Here is a 17,232-nt window from a genome sequence, read left to right on the forward strand (position 1 = left end):
GTCGTCAGAGGAGACCACGCATGACCATCACCGAAGCATCACCCGTCAACGAGCTCACCGTCCACAAGGTCGGCGGCCGGATCGGCGCCCGCATCGACGGCGTGACCCTCTCCGGCGACCTCCCGGCCGAGACGGTCGCCGAGATCCGGTCCGCGATCCTGGAGAACAAGGTTGTCTTCTTCCGCGGTCAGGACCACCTCGACGACCGCGCGCAGATCGCGTTCGGCGAGCGTCTGGGGCCGCTGACGACCGCCCACCCGACCGTGAACACCGGCAGCGCCCGCGTCCTGACCCTCAAGGCCAACCGCGGCATGGCCGCCAACTCCTGGCACACCGACGTCACCTTCGTCGACCGGCCGCCGGCGTTCTCGATCCTGCGCGGGGCCGAGATCCCCGAGTACGGCGGCAACACCGTCTGGGCCAACACCGCCACCGCCTACGAGAGGCTCCACCCCCAGCTCAAGGCGCTGGTCGACAACCTGTGGGCGGTCCACTCCAACGACTACGACTACGTACGCCCCGACGAGGCTGCATCCACCGACGACGTGGCCGCGCGCAAGCGCGAGGAGTTCGTCTCCACGATCTACCGAACCGAGCACCCGGCGGTCCGGATCCACCCCGAGACCGGCGAGCGCGCGCTCGTCCTGGGCCACTTCGTCAAGCACTTCAGCGGCCTGAACCAGAAGGAGAGCGCGATCCTCTTCAACCTGCTCCAGGACCGGGTCACCGCCCTGGAGAACACCGTCCGCTGGCACTGGCAGCGGGGCGACGTCGCGATCTGGGACAACCGCGCCACCCAGCACTACGCCGTCGCCGACTTCGACGAGCTGCCGCGCGAGGTGCGGCGGATCACCGTGCAGGGTGACGTACCCGTCTCCATCGAGGGCGAGCACAGCCGGGTGATCGAGGGCTCCGCCGAGGTCTACAACCGCCTCGACGAGCTGATCTCCTGACCGACGTACGTCCGGGAGGTCAGTCGATGGTGAAGCTGACCTTCCGGGCGACGACGTCGGCCGTCTCGAGCCGCACCTCGACCTCCTCGCCGAGCGGGAGGGCCGTCGCGCCGGTGACCCGGGCCTCGATGGCGGGCTCCTCGACGGTGATCGAGCCCTTCTGCTTGTCCTCGTCGTCGACCTCGACGACCACCGCGGCGAAGGTCTCCCCGACCCGCTGGGACAGCAACCCGGCCTCGACCAGGTCGACGACGCCGCGCTCGTAGGCACCGCTGGTGCGCGAGGAGGCGCGCATGGTCTCCGGGAGGGCGGTGAAAGCGCTGGTCACCCAGTCGGGGACCGGCTGGTCGGCACACAGCGCCAGGCAGACCTCACCGGCGTAGCGGTCGATCAGCCGGCGCAGCGGTGCCGTCACGTGCATGTACTCGTTCGCCAGCGCCGAGTGCTCGGTCAGCTCGGGGAGCTCACCGTTGAACGAGGCGTACCCGCTCCCGCGCAGCAGCCGGGTGCACGCGATCGCCATCGCGGCGTGCTTGCCGTTCCTGCCGTCCAGCGAGCGGATGAAGTCGGGGTAGAGCATCTCCGCGGGCCACTCCAGCCCGAGCGCGCGAGCCGTGCGGTGCAGTCGCTGGACGTCTCGAGGGTCGGGCTCGGGCAGCGTCCGCAGCAGCCCGACCCGGGCGTAGACCATCAGGTCCGCGGCGGCGAAGCCGGTGAGCAGCGAGATCTGGGCGTTCCAGTTCTCGACGGGCAGCAGGTCGCGGTACTCCAGGGACCACCGATCACCCTCGACCGAGATCTCCTGGTCGCGCAGCGGCAGGTTGACCCCGCCACGGGCGGCCTCGAGGGCGATCCGCTTCTCGCCGATCTCCTTCAGCAGCTGGAGCGACTCGGTGTAGTCGCCGTCGCCGAAGCCCTCGCCGTCGAACATCTTCTGCACACCGTCGTAGGAGAGCTTGGCCCGCGACCTGACCAGCGCCCGCTCGACGAAGGTGTCGGTTCCCTCGCCGGTCGCATCGAGCTTGTGGGTCCACAGCAGGGCGGGTCGTACCTGGTCCGGGAGCAGCGAGGCGGCGTCCTCGGAGAGCACCTTGGGGTGGAGCGGGATCTTCGCATCGGCGGCGTAGAGCGACTCGCCACGCTTGTTGGCCTCCAGGTCGACCGGGTCGCCGGGCGCCACGAAGGCGGCCACGTCGGCGATCGCGTAGTGCACCACGTAGCCGTCGCCGTCGCGCTCCAGGTGGAGCGCCTGGTCGAGGTCCATCGACGTCTCGGGGTCGATCGTGACGAACGGCAGGTCGGTGCGGTCCAGCTCCGGGAGTCTCGGGTCGGCCGCGGCGGCGGCCGCCGCCTCCTCCACCTCCGGCGGGAACTCGGCGGTCACGCCCAGCTCGGTCTGGAGCGCGGTGATCCCGTCGCGGAGCGTGGTGGCGGCGACACCGCTGTCGGCGCTGGCGACCCGGATGATGCGTGCGGAGCCCATGGCCCGAACTGTAGTGGCTACTTCTTCTTCGAGGCCTTGTACGACTTGTGCAGCGCGGCGGCTTCCTTGCCGAACGCCTTGGGGTTGCCCTTGAAGGCGTCGAACTGCGCCCACAGCGCCTTCCGGGACCCGTGGTGCGCCTTCGCCGCCCTGTTGATCTTGGCCAGCGCCTTGCGCTGGGAGGAGGTCAGCGACCGCTTGGCCCTGAGGTGCTCCGAGCGCGCCCTGGACTTCTTCGAGAGGTCCTGGATCATCCAGAACAGCCCGAGGATGATGGCCACGAGGAGGATGCCCCGGAGGTTGGGCCCGGAGGTGGGCTCGGCGGCCAAGACGATCATTCTTGGAACGTAGGCTCGCGCGTTGTCGCAGGTCAAAGACCTATTGAAAGATACCCAATCCTCGATTCGGCCATCCTCGTCCCGGGCGGCACGATAGTCCCGTGCTGATCCTGCTGCCGCCCTCGGAGGGCAAGACCGCGGCCGTACGCGGCAACCCGCTCGCGCTCGACGACCTCCGCCTCCCGGTGCTCAACCCGGCCCGCGCCAAGGTCATCGACGCACTCGTCGAGCTCTGCGCCACGCGCCCCGACGACGCCGTCGACATCCTCGGCATCCCGAAGACCCAGCCCGAGCTCGTCACCTTGAACGCCGGACTGCACGATGCCCCCACCGCGCGCGCCGACCGGATCTACACCGGCGTCCTCTACGACGCCCTCTCCCCCGCAACCCTGTCCCCGGCCGCCAAGCGCCGCGCGACCAGCCGGGTCATGGTGACCAGCTCCGTGTTCGGCCTCGTCGGCCTCGCCGACCGCATCCCTGCGTACCGTCTCTCGGGCGACACCACCCTCCCCGGCATCGGCGGCATCCAGTCACACTGGCGCGCCCACCTCGGCGCCGGCCTCACCGAGGCCCTCGGCGACGGCCTGCTCGTGGACCTCCGGTCCGGGACGTACGCGGCGTTCTGGCGCCCCGAGGAGGTCGCCGCCCGCACCGCGACCGTCCGCGTCCTCCACGAGCACAACGGCCGGCGCAAGGTGGTCAGCCACTTCAACAAGGCCACCAAGGGCCGCCTCGTCCGAGCCCTCCTCGAGTCCGGTGCCAACCCCCGAACCCCCACGAAGCTCGCCGACGCCTTCCGCGACCTCGGCTGGACCGTGGAAGAGGGCGCTCCGACGAACAAGGGCTCTCAGCTCGACGTGATCGTCGCCGAGATCTGACCCACCCCGCGGGTCGAGCCACTGGGTCCACCCCGCCGGTCGAGCCACTGGGTTCCGCCCCGTCGGTCGAGCCGCCGGAGCCGCTAGGCGGAGGCGTGTCGAGACCAACACGGTCACCTGCCGCGAAAACTGTCGGTGGTCGCGCCCAGAATCGCGTCATGCCTTTCATGTACATACTCCGCTGCCGCGATCACATGCTCTACGTCGGAAGCACCCACGACCTGGAGAGACGTATCGCCGAGCACAACGCTGGCCTCGGTGCCGAGTTCACTGTCCGACGCCTGCCGGTGACGCTGGCGTACGCCGAAGAGCATCAGACGATCTTCGGTGCCTACGAACGTGAGAAACAGGTCCATGGGTGGAGCCGGGCCAAACGCGAGGCGCTGATAGCCGGGGACCTCGATCGACTGCACGACCTGGCTCGCCGCCGCGGCAAACGGTCGCCGTAGGCGACCGTGTTGGTCTCGACACGCCTCCGCCTAGCGGCTCCGGCGGCTCGACCAGCGGGGCCAAAGACCGGCACCCAGCTCGACATCGTCGTCGCCGAGATCTGACAAGAACCTCGCCGAGTCGGCTCGTCATAACGAGCCGACTCGGCGTCAGAGTCAGAAGGTGCCGGCGGCGAAGGGGTCGCGGGAGACGGGGAGGCCGTTGAAGAGGCGCATGGAGGCGCGGTCGTCGGCGAAGAAGGAGACGACGGTGACGGAGGCGGGCGAGAGCTCCATGCTGAACACTCCGCCGATCGGGGCTCCCAGTGCGTGGGCGACGATCAGCTTGATCGGCGACACGTGCGAGGTGACCACGACGGTCTCGCCGGCGTGGGCCTCGAGCACCCGCGAGAGACCGTCGAGCACGCGGGCCTGAGCGGCGTCGAAGGACTCGCCGCCCGGCGGCGCGACCTCGGTCGCACCCATCCAGGACTTCATCTCCTCGGGGAACCGTTGGGCGACCTCACCGAAGGTGAGCCCCTCCCACTCCCCGAACTCGATCTCCGCGAACGCAGGCTCCTCGACCAGCCGGGCACCGAGCGCACCGGCGACGAGCTCGCCGGTCTCGACGGTGCGCAGGACCGGCGAGGTGACGACGGTCGAGACCGAGGACGCGAGCGGCTTGAGCCACTCCGCGGTGAGCATCACCTGCTCGCGGCCCTCCTGGGTCAGCGGCGGGTTGTCGCCGCCGAGGCCCCCGGAGAACGCCTTGGCGGCGGTGTGCTTGGTGACCCCGTGGCGTACGAGGACCAGGGTCGTCGCCGCCGCGCCGGCCCCCCACCCACGCGACGTGGACGACGCGGTCACAGCCCCGACTCGGCGGTGCGGACCAGGATGCGGGAGCACTCCTCGCAGCGCACGACCTCGTCGGCGGCGAGGCCACGGATGCGGGAGATCTCGGCGGGGTCGAGCTGGAGGTTGCAACCACCACAGCGGCGGGCCCGCAGCTCGGCGGCGCCGACACCCATCTTGTCGCTCAGTCGCGTGTAGAGGGCGAGCAGGTCGTCGGGGATGCCTTCGAGCGCCGGTGTCCGCTCCTCGGCGACCCCGGCGAGCTCGCCGTCGATCTTCGAGGTCTCGACGTCGACGGAGTCGACCGCGACCGCGAGCTTCTCGCTGATCTCGGCGTGCTCGGCCTCGAGCCGGGTCACGCTCGCCTGAGCCTCCTCGAGCTGCTCCATGACCTCGAGCTCCTCGTCCTCGAGCACCGAGATCCGGCGGTCGAGGGTGGCCAGCTCGTGCTGCATGCGCTCGAGGTCCTTGGCGCTGCTGATCGCCCCGGAGTCCATCCGCTCCTGGTCGCGCCGGCGGCGGGTCTTGACCGCCTCGACGTCGGCGTCGGCCTTCTTCTGCACGCGCTCGAGGTCGTCGCGCGTGACCCGGGCGTCGCGTACGGCATCGTCGGTGGTCTTCTTCGATGCCGTCAGCTCCGCCACGACGGCGGCCTGCGGCAGATGCGCACGGCGGTGGCGGAGCTGGAGCGCACGCGAGTCGAGCTCACAGACGTCGAGCAGCTTCACCTGGGCGAACGGGTCGGCTTTCAGCGGATTCTCCTCAGCTATTCACACACGAACTTCTTACAGGCGCAGCGTCCACGGGTCCGTGACGATCTGCGAGACCCGGGTCTCCACCGTATCTCCGAATGCCTCCCGAAGTCGCCTCGCCAGGACAGGCAGCCAGGTCCACTCCGCCGCCCAGTGCGGGATGTCGATCAGCGCACCGCCCTTCTCGAGAAACTCCGAGGCCGGATGATGGCGCAGATCGCTGGTCACATAGACGTCGTACGCAGCCACCTGGTCGAGCAGGAAGTCCCCCGCGCCGCCGCACAGCGCCACCGAGGAAACCGGCCGATCGAGGTCGCCGGCGACCCGGATCCCGGCCGTGGTCGCGGGCAGTGCGGCCGCCACCGACTCGGCGAACGCACCCAGTGTCGTCGGCGCCACCGTCCCGGCCCGCCCCGTCCCGACCTCGGGAGACTCCCCGGGCACCAGCGGCCGCAGCGAGCTCAGTCCGAGCGCGAGCGCCAGCGACTCCGAGACACCGCCGAGCGCCTGGTCGGCGTTGGTGTGAGCGGTGAGCAGCGCGCACCCCGCGGAGACGAGCGTTGTGAGCGTGCGCCCTTTAGGGGTCGTCGCGGCGAACCCGTGCACACCTTTGAGGAAGAGCGGATGATGGACCACGACCAGGTCCGCACCCCACGCCGCCGCCTCCTCGGCGACCGGGAGGGTCGGGTCGACAGCGAGAAGCACCTTCGAGACCGGCTGCGATGGCTCGCCCCACACCAGGCCGACGGCGTCCCATTCGTCGGCGGTGGCGGGCGGGTACCACTCGTCGAGCAACGAGGTGACGACAGACAGCGGCGGCGGGGTCGACATGGGGTCAACCCTAGATCCCGAGACCGGGGCCGCACTCACCGGCGACGCCATACACGAAATCGAGTTCGTAACCGTACTTTTACAACCGATTCCGTACTTTTCACCGGATCCTGTGGTGGAATGCAGCGCTAAGTGAACAATCGACTGGAGCAGCGATGACCACGACAGCTACCCCGGACCCACCCTCCGGCTCGGTAACCATCACCGGCCTGACCAAGACCTATGGCCAGGCCACGGCGGTCGACGGCCTGGATCTGGAGATCCGGGCCGGCGAGTTCATCTCGCTGCTGGGCCCTTCGGGCTGCGGCAAGACCACGACGCTACGCATGATCGCCGGGTTCGAGAAGCCCGACTCCGGCAGCATCACGATCGGCGGCAAGGACGTGATCAGGCTCGCGCCCTACCAACGCGACGTGAACACCGTCTTCCAGGCGTACGCACTATTTCCGCACAAGTCCGTCGCGGAGAACGTCGCCTACGGTCTGCAGCAGCGCCGGACCCCCAGGGCGGAGGTCCGCGAGCGGGTCGTCGAGGCGCTGCGGATGGTGCGGATGCTCGACTTCGCCGACCGCGGCCCGGCCCAGCTCTCCGGCGGCCAGCAGCAGCGGGTCGCGCTCGCCCGGGCGCTGGTCAACCGCCCCGGCGTCCTCCTCCTCGACGAGCCGCTCGGCGCACTGGACCGCCAGCTGCGCGAGGAGATGCAGGTCGAGCTCAAGCTGCTCCAGTCCCGCCTCGGGATCACCTTCGTCTTCGTCACCCACGACCAGGGCGAGGCGCTCGCGATGAGCGACCGGATCGCGATCATGCGTGCCGGGCGGATCGAGCAGCTCGCCGACGCCGACACCGTCTACAACCAGCCCGCCAGCGCGTACGTCGCCGGCTTCGTCGGCCAGCAGAACTTCCTGCACGGCGAGGTCAGCGCCGACGGCACCACCGTCGAGACCCCGTTCGTGACGATCGAGGGTCCGGCGAAACCCGATGGCAAGCCCGGCGAGCCGCACCAGGCCGCCGTCCGCCCCGAGCTGATCGCGATCGACGCCAAGGACGGGACCCACCTGGCGACCGAGGGCCGCAACACCGTCGCCGGTGAGGTCCTCCAGATCTCCCCCCTGGGCGAGGTCATCCAGTACCTCGTCAAGATCACGGACCAGACCAGCCTCCTGATCCGTCGCCCCACCCACGGCGCCGCCCGCTTCGCCCCCAGCGACCAGGTCCTCTGCAGCTGGGCCGCGGAGGACGTACGTCTCTTCCCCCTCGATACCCCGCTCGACCCGTCCACCGCTAGGAGCCCACAGTGAACAAGGACAACAACGTACGCATCCTGGCCAGCCATGCCGGCGCTCGGGCGATCCGCCAGGAGCTCTCCCGGCGCCACTTCCTGAGCCTGGCGGCCCTCGCCGGTGCCGGCGTCGCGCTGAGCGCCTGCGGCTCGGGCGACGGCGGGTCGTCGAGCGCGGTCGAGCCGGGCGCCGGCGCGACCGGCGGGCCGGTGGAGAAGTCGCTCTCGATCTACACCTGGGGCGACTACGACTCCCCCGAGGTGATCGACGCCTTCGCCAAGACCGGCCCGAAGGTGACCCTCGACTCCTACGGCTCCAACGAGGAGCTGATCTCGAAGCTGGTCGCAGCCAAGGGCACCAGCGGCTACGACATCGTCGTGCCGACCGGGGTCTACATCCCGCAGCTGATCGAGAACCAGATCATCGTCCCGCTCAACAAGGACCTGATCCCCAACATCGCCAAGGTCGACCCGAAGTTCCTCGGCCAGGACTGGGACCCGGAGAACGAGTACTCGGTGTGCAAGTGCTGGGGCACCACCGGGTTCGTCTACGACACCACGCTGATCAAGCGTGACCTGACCACCTGGAACGACTTCATCGACGCGATGCAGAACGAGGCCTCGGGCCGGACCTCGCTGCTCGACGACCCGCAGGGTGTCGCGGGCCTCTACTTCTGGGCCAACGGCATCGACTGGAACACCGAGGACATGGCCGACTACGACGCCTACGAGGCCGAGGCGGTCGAGAAGTGGGCGCCGCACGTCGCCGGCTTCGACTCCTACCCGGCCACCGGCGCGATGCAGCAGAACACCTTCGCGCTGATGCAGAACTGGAACGGCGACTCCCGCCTCGGCATCCTCGAGCACAAGCAGCCCGACCGCTGGAAGTGGGTCCTGCCCGGCCCGACGACCGAGCTGTGGATGGACAACTGGTGCATCCCGACCGGCGCTCCCCACCCCGAGGCCGCCCACGCGTTCCTCGACTACGTGCTGGAGCCGGAGAACTCGTTCCTGGAGATGGACTACATCGGTTACAACACCGGCGCGGTGGGCATCAAGGAGCTGGCCACGGAGCGCGACGTCAAGCTGCCCGAGATGATCTTCTTCACCGACGAGCAGATCGCCACCATGAAGAACGGCGCCGTCAACAAGGCTCAGGACCGGCGTACGGAGGTCTACGACAAGCTGAAGGCCGCCGCCAGTGCCTAGGAGTGCGCCCCGCAGGATGCCGGGCTTCGCCCTGGCCGTCCCGGCGTGGCTGTGGCTGACGGTCTTCTTCGTCGTGCCGTTCCTGCAGGTCGCCTGGTTCAGCCTCGGCGAGAAGCCCGGCATGTTCGGCACCCACAGCAACGCGGTGATGTCGCTGGACCGCTACGCCGAGGCGTTCAGCCCGACCTTCTTCACGATCTTCCGGGCGACGCTGTGGATGAGCGTGCTGGGCACGGTCGCCTGCCTGCTGATCGCGATGCCGGCGGCGTACTTCATGGCCCTGAAGGTCCCCGCGCAACGTCGCGGGCTGCTGATCGCGCTGGTGATGGTCCCCTACTGGACCTCGTTCCTGATCCGCACGATCGGCTGGAAGGTGATCCTGTCCTCCGAGGGCGCCCTGGCCGGGTTCATGACCGACGTCGGTCTGGTCGCCGACCCGCACGACCTGCTCAATACCCGTGGCGCGGTGCTGCTGGGCCTGATCTACAACTATCTGCCGCTGATGATCCTGCCCCTGTACGTCGCCTTCGACCGCGTCGACAACGCCCTCGGTGAGGCGTCCAAGGATCTGGGCGCCGGCCGGGTGCGGACGTTCTTCCAGGTCACGCTGCCGCTGGCGCGGCCCGGCATCATCGCCGGTGTCATCCTGGTCTTCATCCCGATGATGGGCGACTACGTCACCCCGGCGGTCCTCGGCGGCGCGAAGGGCACAATGGTCGGCTCGCTGATCGCCAGCCAGTTCCTGACCGCTCAGAACTGGGCGCTGGGCTCGGCGATGGCGGTCGTGCTCATCCTGCTCACCATGGTCGTCGTCGTCCTCGCCATCGCCATGCTGTGGGGAGTGGGGTGGCTCGTCCACAGACGCAGCAAGCTCGTCATCGGAACCAAGGAGGTGGCGACCGCATGAGTAGACCCTCCGGCACCAATCTCGCGCTCGGCGTGTGGACCACGCTGGTCTTCGTCTTCCTGTTCGCCCCGATCATCGTGATCGGCATCTACTCCTTCAACGGCGGCCGCCTGCTCACCGCCTGGGACGGCTTCAGCCTGCAGCCGTTCACCGCGATCATCGAGCGGCCGACCGTACGCCACACCGTCGCCGTCTCCCTCCAGACCGCCGTGATCGCCGCGCTCCTGGCGTGCGCGCTCGGCACCCTGGCCGGGATGGCGATGGCGAGGTTCCCGGGCCGCTGGGCGGGCCCGTTCACGCTGCTGTTGCTGCTGGTCTCGGTGACGCCCGAGATCGTCGACGGCATCGCGCTGCTCCCCTGGTTCGTGACGCTCGGACAGGACTGGTCGCTGCTGCCGTTCAACAACGGCTACGTACGCCTCGTGATCGGGCATTCGCTCTTCGCGACCGCGGTCGTCACCTACATCGTCCGGGCCCGCCTGGTCGGGCTGGACGCGTCGCTGGAGGAGGCCTCGGCGGACCTCTATGCGCGGCCCGTCACGACCTTCTTCAAGGTCACGCTCCCGCTGGTCGGACCGGCGGTGCTGGCCGGTGGGCTGCTGGCCTTCACGCTGAGCCTCGACAACACGGTGATCTCCTCGTTCATCAACGTCTCCGGCACGACCTCGTGGCCCGTCTACGTGCTCTCCTCGGTCCGCTCCGGTCTCAAGCCCGAGATCGCCGCGGTCTCCACGATCCTGCTGGTCCTCACGCTCCTGGTCCTCGGCCTGGTGGCGCTCGTGCTCAAGCGCTCGGGCTCCTCGGTCACCGACACCATGGCCGTCAACTGATGGGCGGTCCCGTCGACCCGGCGGACCTGCTGCTGCGCGGTGGCCGCGTGCTGTGCTCGGGGGGCTCGGGGAGCTGGTCGGAGGTGACCCTCGCGGTCCAGGGTGGGCGGATCGCGGCCATCGGCGAGGATCTCGACGCTCTGGCCGGGCCCGAGACGGTGGTCGAGGAGCTCGACGGCCGATGGGTCCTGCCCGCCTTCCACGACTCCCACGTGCATCCGATCCAGGCCGGGCTGGAGATGAACCAGTGCGACCTGACCGGACTCTCGACGCTCGAGGGCTACCTGGACGCCATCGGGTCCTACGCCGCGGCCGACCCGGGACGCGCCTGGGTCACCGGCGGCGGCTGGTCGATGGACTCGTTCCCGGGTGGGGTGCCGAGCGCCGAGCCTCTCGACCGGCTGCTTCCCGATCGGCCGGTCTTCCTGCCCAACCGCGACCACCACTCCGCCTGGGTGAACAGCCGCGCGCTCGAGATCGCCGGCATCGATGCCCACACGCCCGATCCCGCCGACGGGCGCATCGAGCGCGACGCCGCCGGTCGACCCACCGGCGCGCTGCACGAGGGTGCGATGGCGCTGGTCGGCTCGCTGGTGCCGACGCCGACCTCCCGCGACCTGACCGAGGCGCTGCTCACCGCGCAGCGCCATCTCCACTCCGTCGGCATCGTGGGCTGGCAGGACGCGCTGGTCGGCGAAGGGCTCGGCATGCCCGACTCGCTGCCGACCTACATCGCCGCACGGGAGTCCGGCGTGCTCACCGCGAAGGTCGTCCTCGCCCAGTGGTGGGACCGCGACCGCGGGCTGGAGCAGCTGCCCGAGCTGATCTCGCGCCGCGCCCGTGCGGCGGCGGCCGGGCTGGACGCGGCCAGCGTGAAGCTGATGCAGGACGGCGTCTGCGAGACGCACACGGCCGCGATGCTCTCTCCTTACCTCGACGCTCACGGCCATCTCACCGACAACCGTGGGCTCTCCTTCATCCCGGCCGACGCCCTGGCCACCTACGTCGCGGCCCTGGACGCCAACGGGTTCCAGGCACACATCCACGCGCTCGGGGACCGGGCGGTCCGCGACAGCCTGGACGCGATCGAGCACGCGCGGGCGCTCAACGGGGCCAGCGGGCTGCGACACCATCTGGCCCACGTCCAGGTCGTCTCATCGCCCGACGTCGCTCGGTTCGCCGCGCTCGAGGTCACCGCCAACATCCAGCCGCTGTGGGCGTGCCGGGACGAGGCGGTGGAGGTGCTGACACTGCCGTTTCTGGCACCGGCCGCGCGCGAGCAGCACTATGTGTTCGGGTCGCTACTGCGTACGGGTGCCCGGATCGCGTGCGGGAGCGACTGGCCGGTCTCCGACCCGGCCCCGTTGCTCGGCATGCACGTCGCGGTCAACCGCCGCGGGCCCGACCAGCCCGCCGACGCCGCCCCGCTGCTGCCCGAGGAGGCGCTGACGGTCGCCGAGGCCCTCGCCGGCTACACCACCGGCACCGCCCACCTGAACCGTCTCGAGGGCTCCACCGGCCGGATCGAGACCGGGTACGCAGCCGACCTGGTCGTCGTCGACCACGACATCCTCGACGACGACACCGACGTGCTCGCCCGGACCCGGGTCACCCACACCTACGTCGACGGCCGCGAGGTCCACCGGCGCTGATCGCGTGCAAGACTCGTCGGCATGATCATCTTCGGGCTCAAGACCTACACGCGACTGCTCGCCACGCTCTCGCTGGTCTGCCCCCACTGCCGCCAGCAGGCGGCACATCGCCTGTTCGAGGTCGTCAACAAGTTCACGCTCTTCTTCATCCCGCTCTTCCCGGTCAGCAAGTCGCGCCGGATGGACTGCACCTACTGCGGCTATGCCTCGAAGCTGTCCAAGGAGCAGGCCGAGCAGCTCCTCTCCGCTCCGCGTCCCACCCTCGGCTGACCCTTCCGCTGGGGCTGGCTGTCGGGCTGCTCGTGTGCGTAGGCGACCGAGCGGCTTGGGTGCCTGATCGGGTGGCGTAGGGCAGGTGGGGCCGAGTGCCTGACTGGGTTGGGAGATTCAAAGACCAGGGTGTTTGGCCTGGGTGCCATTCGGGTGTCTTGCGGGCTTCCAGCATCGGTCTGGGTTTCGTCGGGATACCTGTCCCTGTCCGGGTTTCAGAGGTACGTCGGGAGGTACGCCGTCGACGGCTGTTGTGCGGTGGTCAGGCAGCGCGGCCTGGGGCGACGCCGCCGATGCTGCCGACGTCAACGGTGCCGTCGGGGCCGGTGAGGAACAGGTAGCCGTTCGGGGAACGCCATCGGTAGCGGCCCGCTGCGAGGCGTTCGTAGGTCCAGCCGAGGTGGGTCTTGGCGCGATGGTGTCGTCGGCACAGGCAGGTCAGGTTCGAGGTGGTGGTCCTGCCGCCCTGGTCGTAAGGGATGCGGTGGTCGAGGTCGCAGTGCTCGGCCTTCACATTGCAGTCGGGGAAGGCGCAGGTCCGGTCGATGAGCTCGACCTGGGTCCTCAGCCGTCGGGTCGGGGCGTAGGCCTCGGTCGAGATCTCCTCGTTCAGGTCGATCACCACCGTTGGCCTGACGACCACTCCGGGCAGGCTCGCCCAGCGGTCGAGCTGTTCGATGGTGGCGAGGCCACGGGTGTTGCCGATCCGGACCAGGCCGGTCGTGGCCAGGTCCCGGGTGTCGGTGTGGATCTTCAGGTCGATCACCCGGCCGTTCCCGGGAAGCCCATCACCGGTGCCGCTGGTGTAGGCGCGGCCCAGGATCCCGAGCGCAGCCGCTCGGCGGGCATCGAGGGACAGATCGGCGGTGGCATCGTGGTCGAGAAGGCCATGGGCGATCGTGGCGACCGCAGCCTCGAAGTCGAGCGCATCGGCCACGTCGAGCGTCGCGGTGACCTCCGCGGTCGCGCCGGCGGCTTGGCCCTGTTCGGCACCGACCGAGGGCAGGAACAGCGAAGGGTCGGTCTCGACGTCACAGCGTCGGTAGTCGACGGCTTCCTCTGCGATCGCGGCGGTCAGGTCGGGTTCGAACAGGGCCGCGGCTTCCTTCACGGTCCGCTCCAGCTGAGCAGGACCGATCCTGTGGGCATGGGCAGCGACCTGGGTGTCGACCCAGCCCGCGACCTCCGGATCGAGGTGGCGGGTGATCTCGGCGACCCGACGGGCCCGCCACCCGGCCAACGTGCCGTCGAGGATCCGGGCCCAGGTGAATGGCAGCCGCCAGGCCAGCTCGACCGCGTCGGCGAGGTATTTCCGTCCGGTGTAGGTCGAGTAACCCAACACCGCGGCGAACTCGATCACCGCCGCCTCCGAGATCATCGGCGCACCCGCCCCCGTGAGCATGACCGCACGGTCTCCGTAGGTGTCGACCTCCAGCACCGCCGCCTCACCAACGGTCTCCACCACGTTCGCAGCGGCGTGCTTCGCAGCAAGGATCAAGGTGTCGCGAGCCGCTTGATCCTCAACTGCACGTGCCGCCCGCACCCCGGCTAACAATCCAGGCGAAGACCCGGCTTCAGCGACTGTTTTCATGCATCGAATCTACCATTCAAAGCATGTTTATGCATAGCGCAATAAACGAACATATAGGCAGTTCAGAGTCCATTTTTGAAACCACGACCGAATCCCAGAAGTCCGCCTTTACTTGCTTTTTATGAGAACTGATTCAGTCCCGTTTGGGCACACCCCGACGTACCTCTGAAAACCCGGACAGGGACAGATATCCCGACGAAACCCAAGCCGATGCCGGAAGCCCGCAATACACCCGAATGGCACCCAGGCCAAACACCCTGGTCTTGAATCTCCCAACCCGGACAGGCACTCGGCCCCACCCGCCCTACGCCACCCGATCAGGCACCCAAGCCGCTCAGTCGCCTACGCACACGACCACGGCGAAATCTCAAAGCAGCCTCACAGCCGAGTCAGATACTCCTCACCAACCAGCAAGCCAGAGTCGGGGGCATCGCAGCAAAGCCCAACGTCAAGGAGATGACATGAGCCGCGTACCCGAACCCGAGAACACCCCTGAAGGCCCTGCCTATGAAGGTCGCCTGCTTGTCCGCCCCGAAGAGGAGGTGGTCGACCAGGGTGCCGGTTTCGACATCTCGACGCTGCTGACCCGGCGCCGGGTCCTCGGACTCGTCGGGGTCGGCGTCGGGGCCGCCGCCCTGGCCGCTTGTGGGTCCACGAGCTCGTCGAGCTCGGGGTCGACCTCCTCGGGGTCCGGCGCGGCGGGGTCGACGACGTCGACGACCTCCGACGGCGAGATCCCGCAGGAGACCAACGGCCCCTACCCCGCTGACGGGACCAACGGCACCAACGTGCTGACCGAGTCCGGGATCGTACGCAGCGACATCACCTCCAGCCTGGACGGCGGCACCACCGTCGACGGGGTGCCGCTCGAGTTCACCTTCACCGTGACGGACATGGCCAACGACAACGCGGCATTCGAAGGCGTCGCGGTCTACCTGTGGCAGTGCGACGCCCAGGGCCAGTACTCGATGTATTCCGAGGGCGTCGAGGACGAGACGTACCTCCGTGGGGTCCAGGTCGCCGACGCCAACGGCCAGGTGACCTTCAAGACGATCGTCCCCGGCTGCTACTCCGGCCGCTGGACGCACATGCACTTCGAGGTCTATCCCGACGCCGACTCGGCGACCACCGGTGACAACGCGATCGCGACCTCTCAGGTGGCGTTCCCCGAGGACATGCTGACCCCCGTCTACGAGCTCGACACCTACGACGGCTCGGCGGACAACATGTCGCAGGTCTCGCTCGACACCGACAACGTCTTCAGCGACGGCTACGAGCTGGAGATGGGCACGTTCGAGGGCGACGCGGAGTCCGGTTACACCGGCTCGCTCGCGGTCGCCGTCGACACGACCACCGAAGCCACCATGGGTGCCGCTCCCGGCGGCGGTGGCGGTGAGGGCGGTGCTCCGCCCGAGGGCGGCGAAGGCGGTACCCCGCCCGAGATGCCGTCCAGCTGACCTCGAAGACCCGACAACCGACCAAGGAGAACACCATGTTGCAGAACCTCACGGGCTGGCACGCCCTCGTCATCCTCGCCATCATCCTGCTCGTCTTCGGCTCCGCGAAGCTGCCGGCTCTCGCTCGCAGCGTCGGCCAGTCCGTACGCATCCTCAAGGACGAGACCCACGACGCCGCCGATGCGAAGCCCGTCACCGTCGAGGCCGTGGCTGACCGCAGGGCGTCATGACCACCGCCACCGCCGCACCGGTCACCGCCAAGGGGACCATGCCCGTCGCCGGCCACCTGCGCGAGGCGAGCAGGCGTGGGATCCGGGCGGCGGTGGCGCTCCTCGTCGGCGTGGTCGTCGGCTTCTGGCTCTCCGACCAGATCCTGGAGGTCCTGCGCTCACCGATCGAGCAGATCGCGCAGTCCCAGGACGCCAGCCTCAACTACGACACCGTCACCGGTGCCTTCGACCTCAAGCTCAAGATCGCGCTCTTCACCGGCGTGATCTGTTCCAGCCCGATCTGGCTGGCCGAGCTCTTCGGGTACGTCACACCGGGTCTGACCCGGCGCGAGAAGAGATACACCTTCGGGTTCCTCGCCGCGGCGATCCCGCTCTTCGCCGCCGGCTGCGCGTTCGGCTTCCTGCTCTTCCCGCACATGGTCGAGATGCTCGCCGGCTTCTCCTCCACCGAGGACAGCACGATCCTCAACGCCGGCTACTACGTCGACTTCGTGATGAAGATGGTCCTCGCCATCGGGGTCGCCTTCGTGCTGCCGGTCTTCGTGGTCGTGCTCAACCTGCTCGGCCTGCTCCCCTCACGCACCCTGCGGCGCAGCTGGCGCGCGATCGTGGTCGTCATCGTGCTGTTCAGCGCGCTGGTGACACCGGCTGCCGACGTACTGTCGATGTTCCTCGTCGCCGCGCCGATGTCGGCCCTGTTCGCCGCCGCCGTCCTCATCACCCACCTCCACGACCGCCGCCTCGAAAGGAGCCAGCCGTGTTCGGTCTGAGCTTCGAGAAGCTGTTCCTCGTCGCGATCCTCGCCGGCCTCGTGATCGGCCCCCAGCGGCTCCCGCTCTACACCCACCGCCTCGCCGAGCTGATCCGCTCGTTCCGGAGCTTCGTCGACGCCTCCAAGGCCCGGGCGGAGACCGAGATCGGGATCTCGCGTGCGGAGCTGGAAGCCCTGGACGTACGCCAGTACGACCCGCGCCGCATCGTCCGCACCGCGCTCACGGAGACCCCCTCGGCCCCGACGGAGGCGACCGCTGAGGCGGCTGCCGATCTGGAGGCGGAAGCGAGCCGCGTACGTCCCGGGCAGAAGTATCTCGTCACCGGAGGCTCCGCCCACCCCCGCCGCGTCCTGATCTCCTCGCTCCCTGACGACGACCCCCGCCGCCTCGCCGCGTACGTCCCGCCCCGATCCCCCGACGACGAGACCGAGCTCCTCCTGACCGAGGTCAACACCCTCCTCCAGGAGTCCCGACCCGCCCACTCGACGAAACGCCGAGTCGGCTCATCCTGACCAATTT

The 17,232-nt window shown here is 69.0% G+C and carries 19 protein-coding genes; 13 read left to right on the forward strand and 6 right to left on the reverse strand.

From position 1 onward, the window contains the following. Window positions 1-20 precede the first annotated feature (20 nt). Complete coding sequence (locus ACFV9G_RS24940) at window positions 21-953, forward strand: TauD/TfdA dioxygenase family protein (protein WP_378731059.1); 933 nt, start codon at window positions 21-23, stop codon at window positions 951-953. Window positions 954-972: 19 nt separating this feature from the next. Here the strand turns inward: ACFV9G_RS24940 and ACFV9G_RS24945 are convergent, their stop codons facing one another. Further along, complete coding sequence (locus ACFV9G_RS24945) at window positions 973-2,436, reverse strand: RNB domain-containing ribonuclease (RefSeq protein WP_378731061.1); 1,464 nt, start codon at window positions 2,434-2,436, stop codon at window positions 973-975. A gap of 17 nt (window positions 2,437-2,453) precedes the next feature. Then, a complete protein-coding gene (locus ACFV9G_RS24950) occupies window positions 2,454-2,774 on the reverse strand; it encodes a hypothetical protein (RefSeq protein WP_378731063.1) in 321 nt (106 codons plus the stop codon). A 101-nt stretch (window positions 2,775-2,875) separates the two neighbouring features. On the opposite strand from ACFV9G_RS24950, the gene yaaA reads away from it, so the two are divergent. Together yaaA and ACFV9G_RS24960 are read left to right on the forward strand one after the other, a co-directional pair. Next, window positions 2,876-3,652, forward strand: a complete 777-nt coding sequence (gene yaaA, locus ACFV9G_RS24955; RefSeq protein ID WP_378731065.1) for a peroxide stress protein YaaA — start codon at window positions 2,876-2,878, stop codon at window positions 3,650-3,652. A gap of 194 nt (window positions 3,653-3,846) precedes the next feature. Then, complete coding sequence (locus tag ACFV9G_RS24960; protein ID WP_378731099.1) at window positions 3,847-4,101, forward strand: GIY-YIG nuclease family protein; 255 nt, start codon at window positions 3,847-3,849, stop codon at window positions 4,099-4,101. Between the two features lie 156 nt (window positions 4,102-4,257). Here ACFV9G_RS24960 and ACFV9G_RS24965 read toward each other — a convergent pair whose 3' ends face one another. Genes ACFV9G_RS24965 through ACFV9G_RS24975 form a run of 3 tightly spaced genes read right to left on the reverse strand, consistent with a single transcriptional unit; the run spans window position 4,258 to window position 6,515 of the window. Then, window positions 4,258-4,947: a histidine phosphatase family protein gene (locus tag ACFV9G_RS24965; protein ID WP_378731067.1), complete on the reverse strand. Its 690-nt coding sequence runs from the start codon at window positions 4,945-4,947 to the stop codon at window positions 4,258-4,260. Beyond that, window positions 4,944-5,660 carry a zinc ribbon domain-containing protein gene (locus ACFV9G_RS24970; RefSeq protein WP_378731069.1) on the reverse strand — a complete coding sequence of 239 codons (717 nt, stop codon included), beginning with the start codon at window positions 5,658-5,660 and terminating at the stop codon, window positions 4,944-4,946. Before ACFV9G_RS24970 ends, ACFV9G_RS24965 begins: the two co-directional genes overlap by 4 nt. Window positions 5,661-5,717: 57 nt before the next feature. After that, window positions 5,718-6,515: a Nif3-like dinuclear metal center hexameric protein gene (locus tag ACFV9G_RS24975; RefSeq protein WP_378731071.1), complete on the reverse strand. Its 798-nt coding sequence runs from the start codon at window positions 6,513-6,515 to the stop codon at window positions 5,718-5,720. A gap of 155 nt (window positions 6,516-6,670) precedes the next feature. Between ACFV9G_RS24975 and ACFV9G_RS24980 the strand changes: the two genes are divergently transcribed. From ACFV9G_RS24980 to ACFV9G_RS25005, 6 genes are read left to right on the forward strand one after another with little or no spacing between them, the layout of a single operon-like run. Continuing rightward, window positions 6,671-7,813, forward strand: coding sequence for an ABC transporter ATP-binding protein (locus tag ACFV9G_RS24980; RefSeq protein WP_378731073.1), 1,143 nt, complete (start codon window positions 6,671-6,673; stop codon window positions 7,811-7,813). Then, on the forward strand, window positions 7,810-9,003 hold the full coding sequence (locus tag ACFV9G_RS24985; protein WP_378731075.1) for a spermidine/putrescine ABC transporter substrate-binding protein: 1,194 nt from the start codon (window positions 7,810-7,812) through the stop codon (window positions 9,001-9,003). The genes ACFV9G_RS24980 and ACFV9G_RS24985 overlap by 4 nt, the downstream gene beginning before the upstream one ends. Before the next feature lie 16 nt (window positions 9,004-9,019). Further along, window positions 9,020-9,910 (forward strand): ABC transporter permease, encoded by an 891-nt coding sequence (locus ACFV9G_RS24990; RefSeq protein WP_378731078.1) that lies wholly within the window; start codon window positions 9,020-9,022, stop codon window positions 9,908-9,910. After that, window positions 9,907-10,740, forward strand: a complete 834-nt coding sequence (locus ACFV9G_RS24995; RefSeq protein WP_378731080.1) for an ABC transporter permease — start codon at window positions 9,907-9,909, stop codon at window positions 10,738-10,740. Before ACFV9G_RS24990 ends, ACFV9G_RS24995 begins: the two co-directional genes overlap by 4 nt. Continuing rightward, complete coding sequence (locus tag ACFV9G_RS25000; protein ID WP_378731082.1) at window positions 10,740-12,392, forward strand: amidohydrolase; 1,653 nt, start codon at window positions 10,740-10,742, stop codon at window positions 12,390-12,392. Before ACFV9G_RS24995 ends, ACFV9G_RS25000 begins: the two co-directional genes overlap by 1 nt. A gap of 21 nt (window positions 12,393-12,413) precedes the next feature. Further along, window positions 12,414-12,662 (forward strand): zinc-ribbon domain-containing protein, encoded by a 249-nt coding sequence (locus tag ACFV9G_RS25005; RefSeq protein ID WP_378731084.1) that lies wholly within the window; start codon window positions 12,414-12,416, stop codon window positions 12,660-12,662. 262 nt (window positions 12,663-12,924) lie between these two features. On the opposite strand, the gene ACFV9G_RS25010 is transcribed toward ACFV9G_RS25005, so the two are convergent. Then, entirely contained in the window at window positions 12,925-14,160 is a 1,236-nt protein-coding gene (locus ACFV9G_RS25010; protein ID WP_378731086.1) for an HNH endonuclease, read from the reverse strand. A 554-nt stretch (window positions 14,161-14,714) separates the two neighbouring features. Between ACFV9G_RS25010 and ACFV9G_RS25015 the strand changes: the two genes are divergently transcribed. The 4 genes from ACFV9G_RS25015 to ACFV9G_RS25030 are packed head-to-tail and all read left to right on the forward strand — an operon-like array spanning window position 14,715 to window position 17,225. Next, entirely contained in the window at window positions 14,715-15,710 is a 996-nt protein-coding gene (locus ACFV9G_RS25015; RefSeq protein ID WP_378731089.1) for an intradiol ring-cleavage dioxygenase, read from the forward strand. Window positions 15,711-15,745: 35 nt separating this feature from the next. Next, entirely contained in the window at window positions 15,746-15,940 is a 195-nt protein-coding gene (locus ACFV9G_RS25020) for a twin-arginine translocase TatA/TatE family subunit (protein ID WP_378731092.1), read from the forward strand. Beyond that, entirely contained in the window at window positions 15,937-16,710 is a 774-nt protein-coding gene (gene tatC / locus ACFV9G_RS25025; protein WP_378731095.1) for a twin-arginine translocase subunit TatC, read from the forward strand. Before ACFV9G_RS25020 ends, tatC begins: the two co-directional genes overlap by 4 nt. Then, window positions 16,698-17,225, forward strand: a complete 528-nt coding sequence (locus tag ACFV9G_RS25030) for a twin-arginine translocase TatA/TatE family subunit (protein WP_378731097.1) — start codon at window positions 16,698-16,700, stop codon at window positions 17,223-17,225. The genes tatC and ACFV9G_RS25030 overlap by 13 nt, the downstream gene beginning before the upstream one ends. Window positions 17,226-17,232: the final 7 nt, after the last annotated feature.

The organism is Nocardioides sp. NPDC059952, from assembly GCF_042730435.1.
Classification (GTDB): Bacteria; Actinomycetota; Actinomycetes; order Propionibacteriales; family Nocardioidaceae; genus Nocardioides.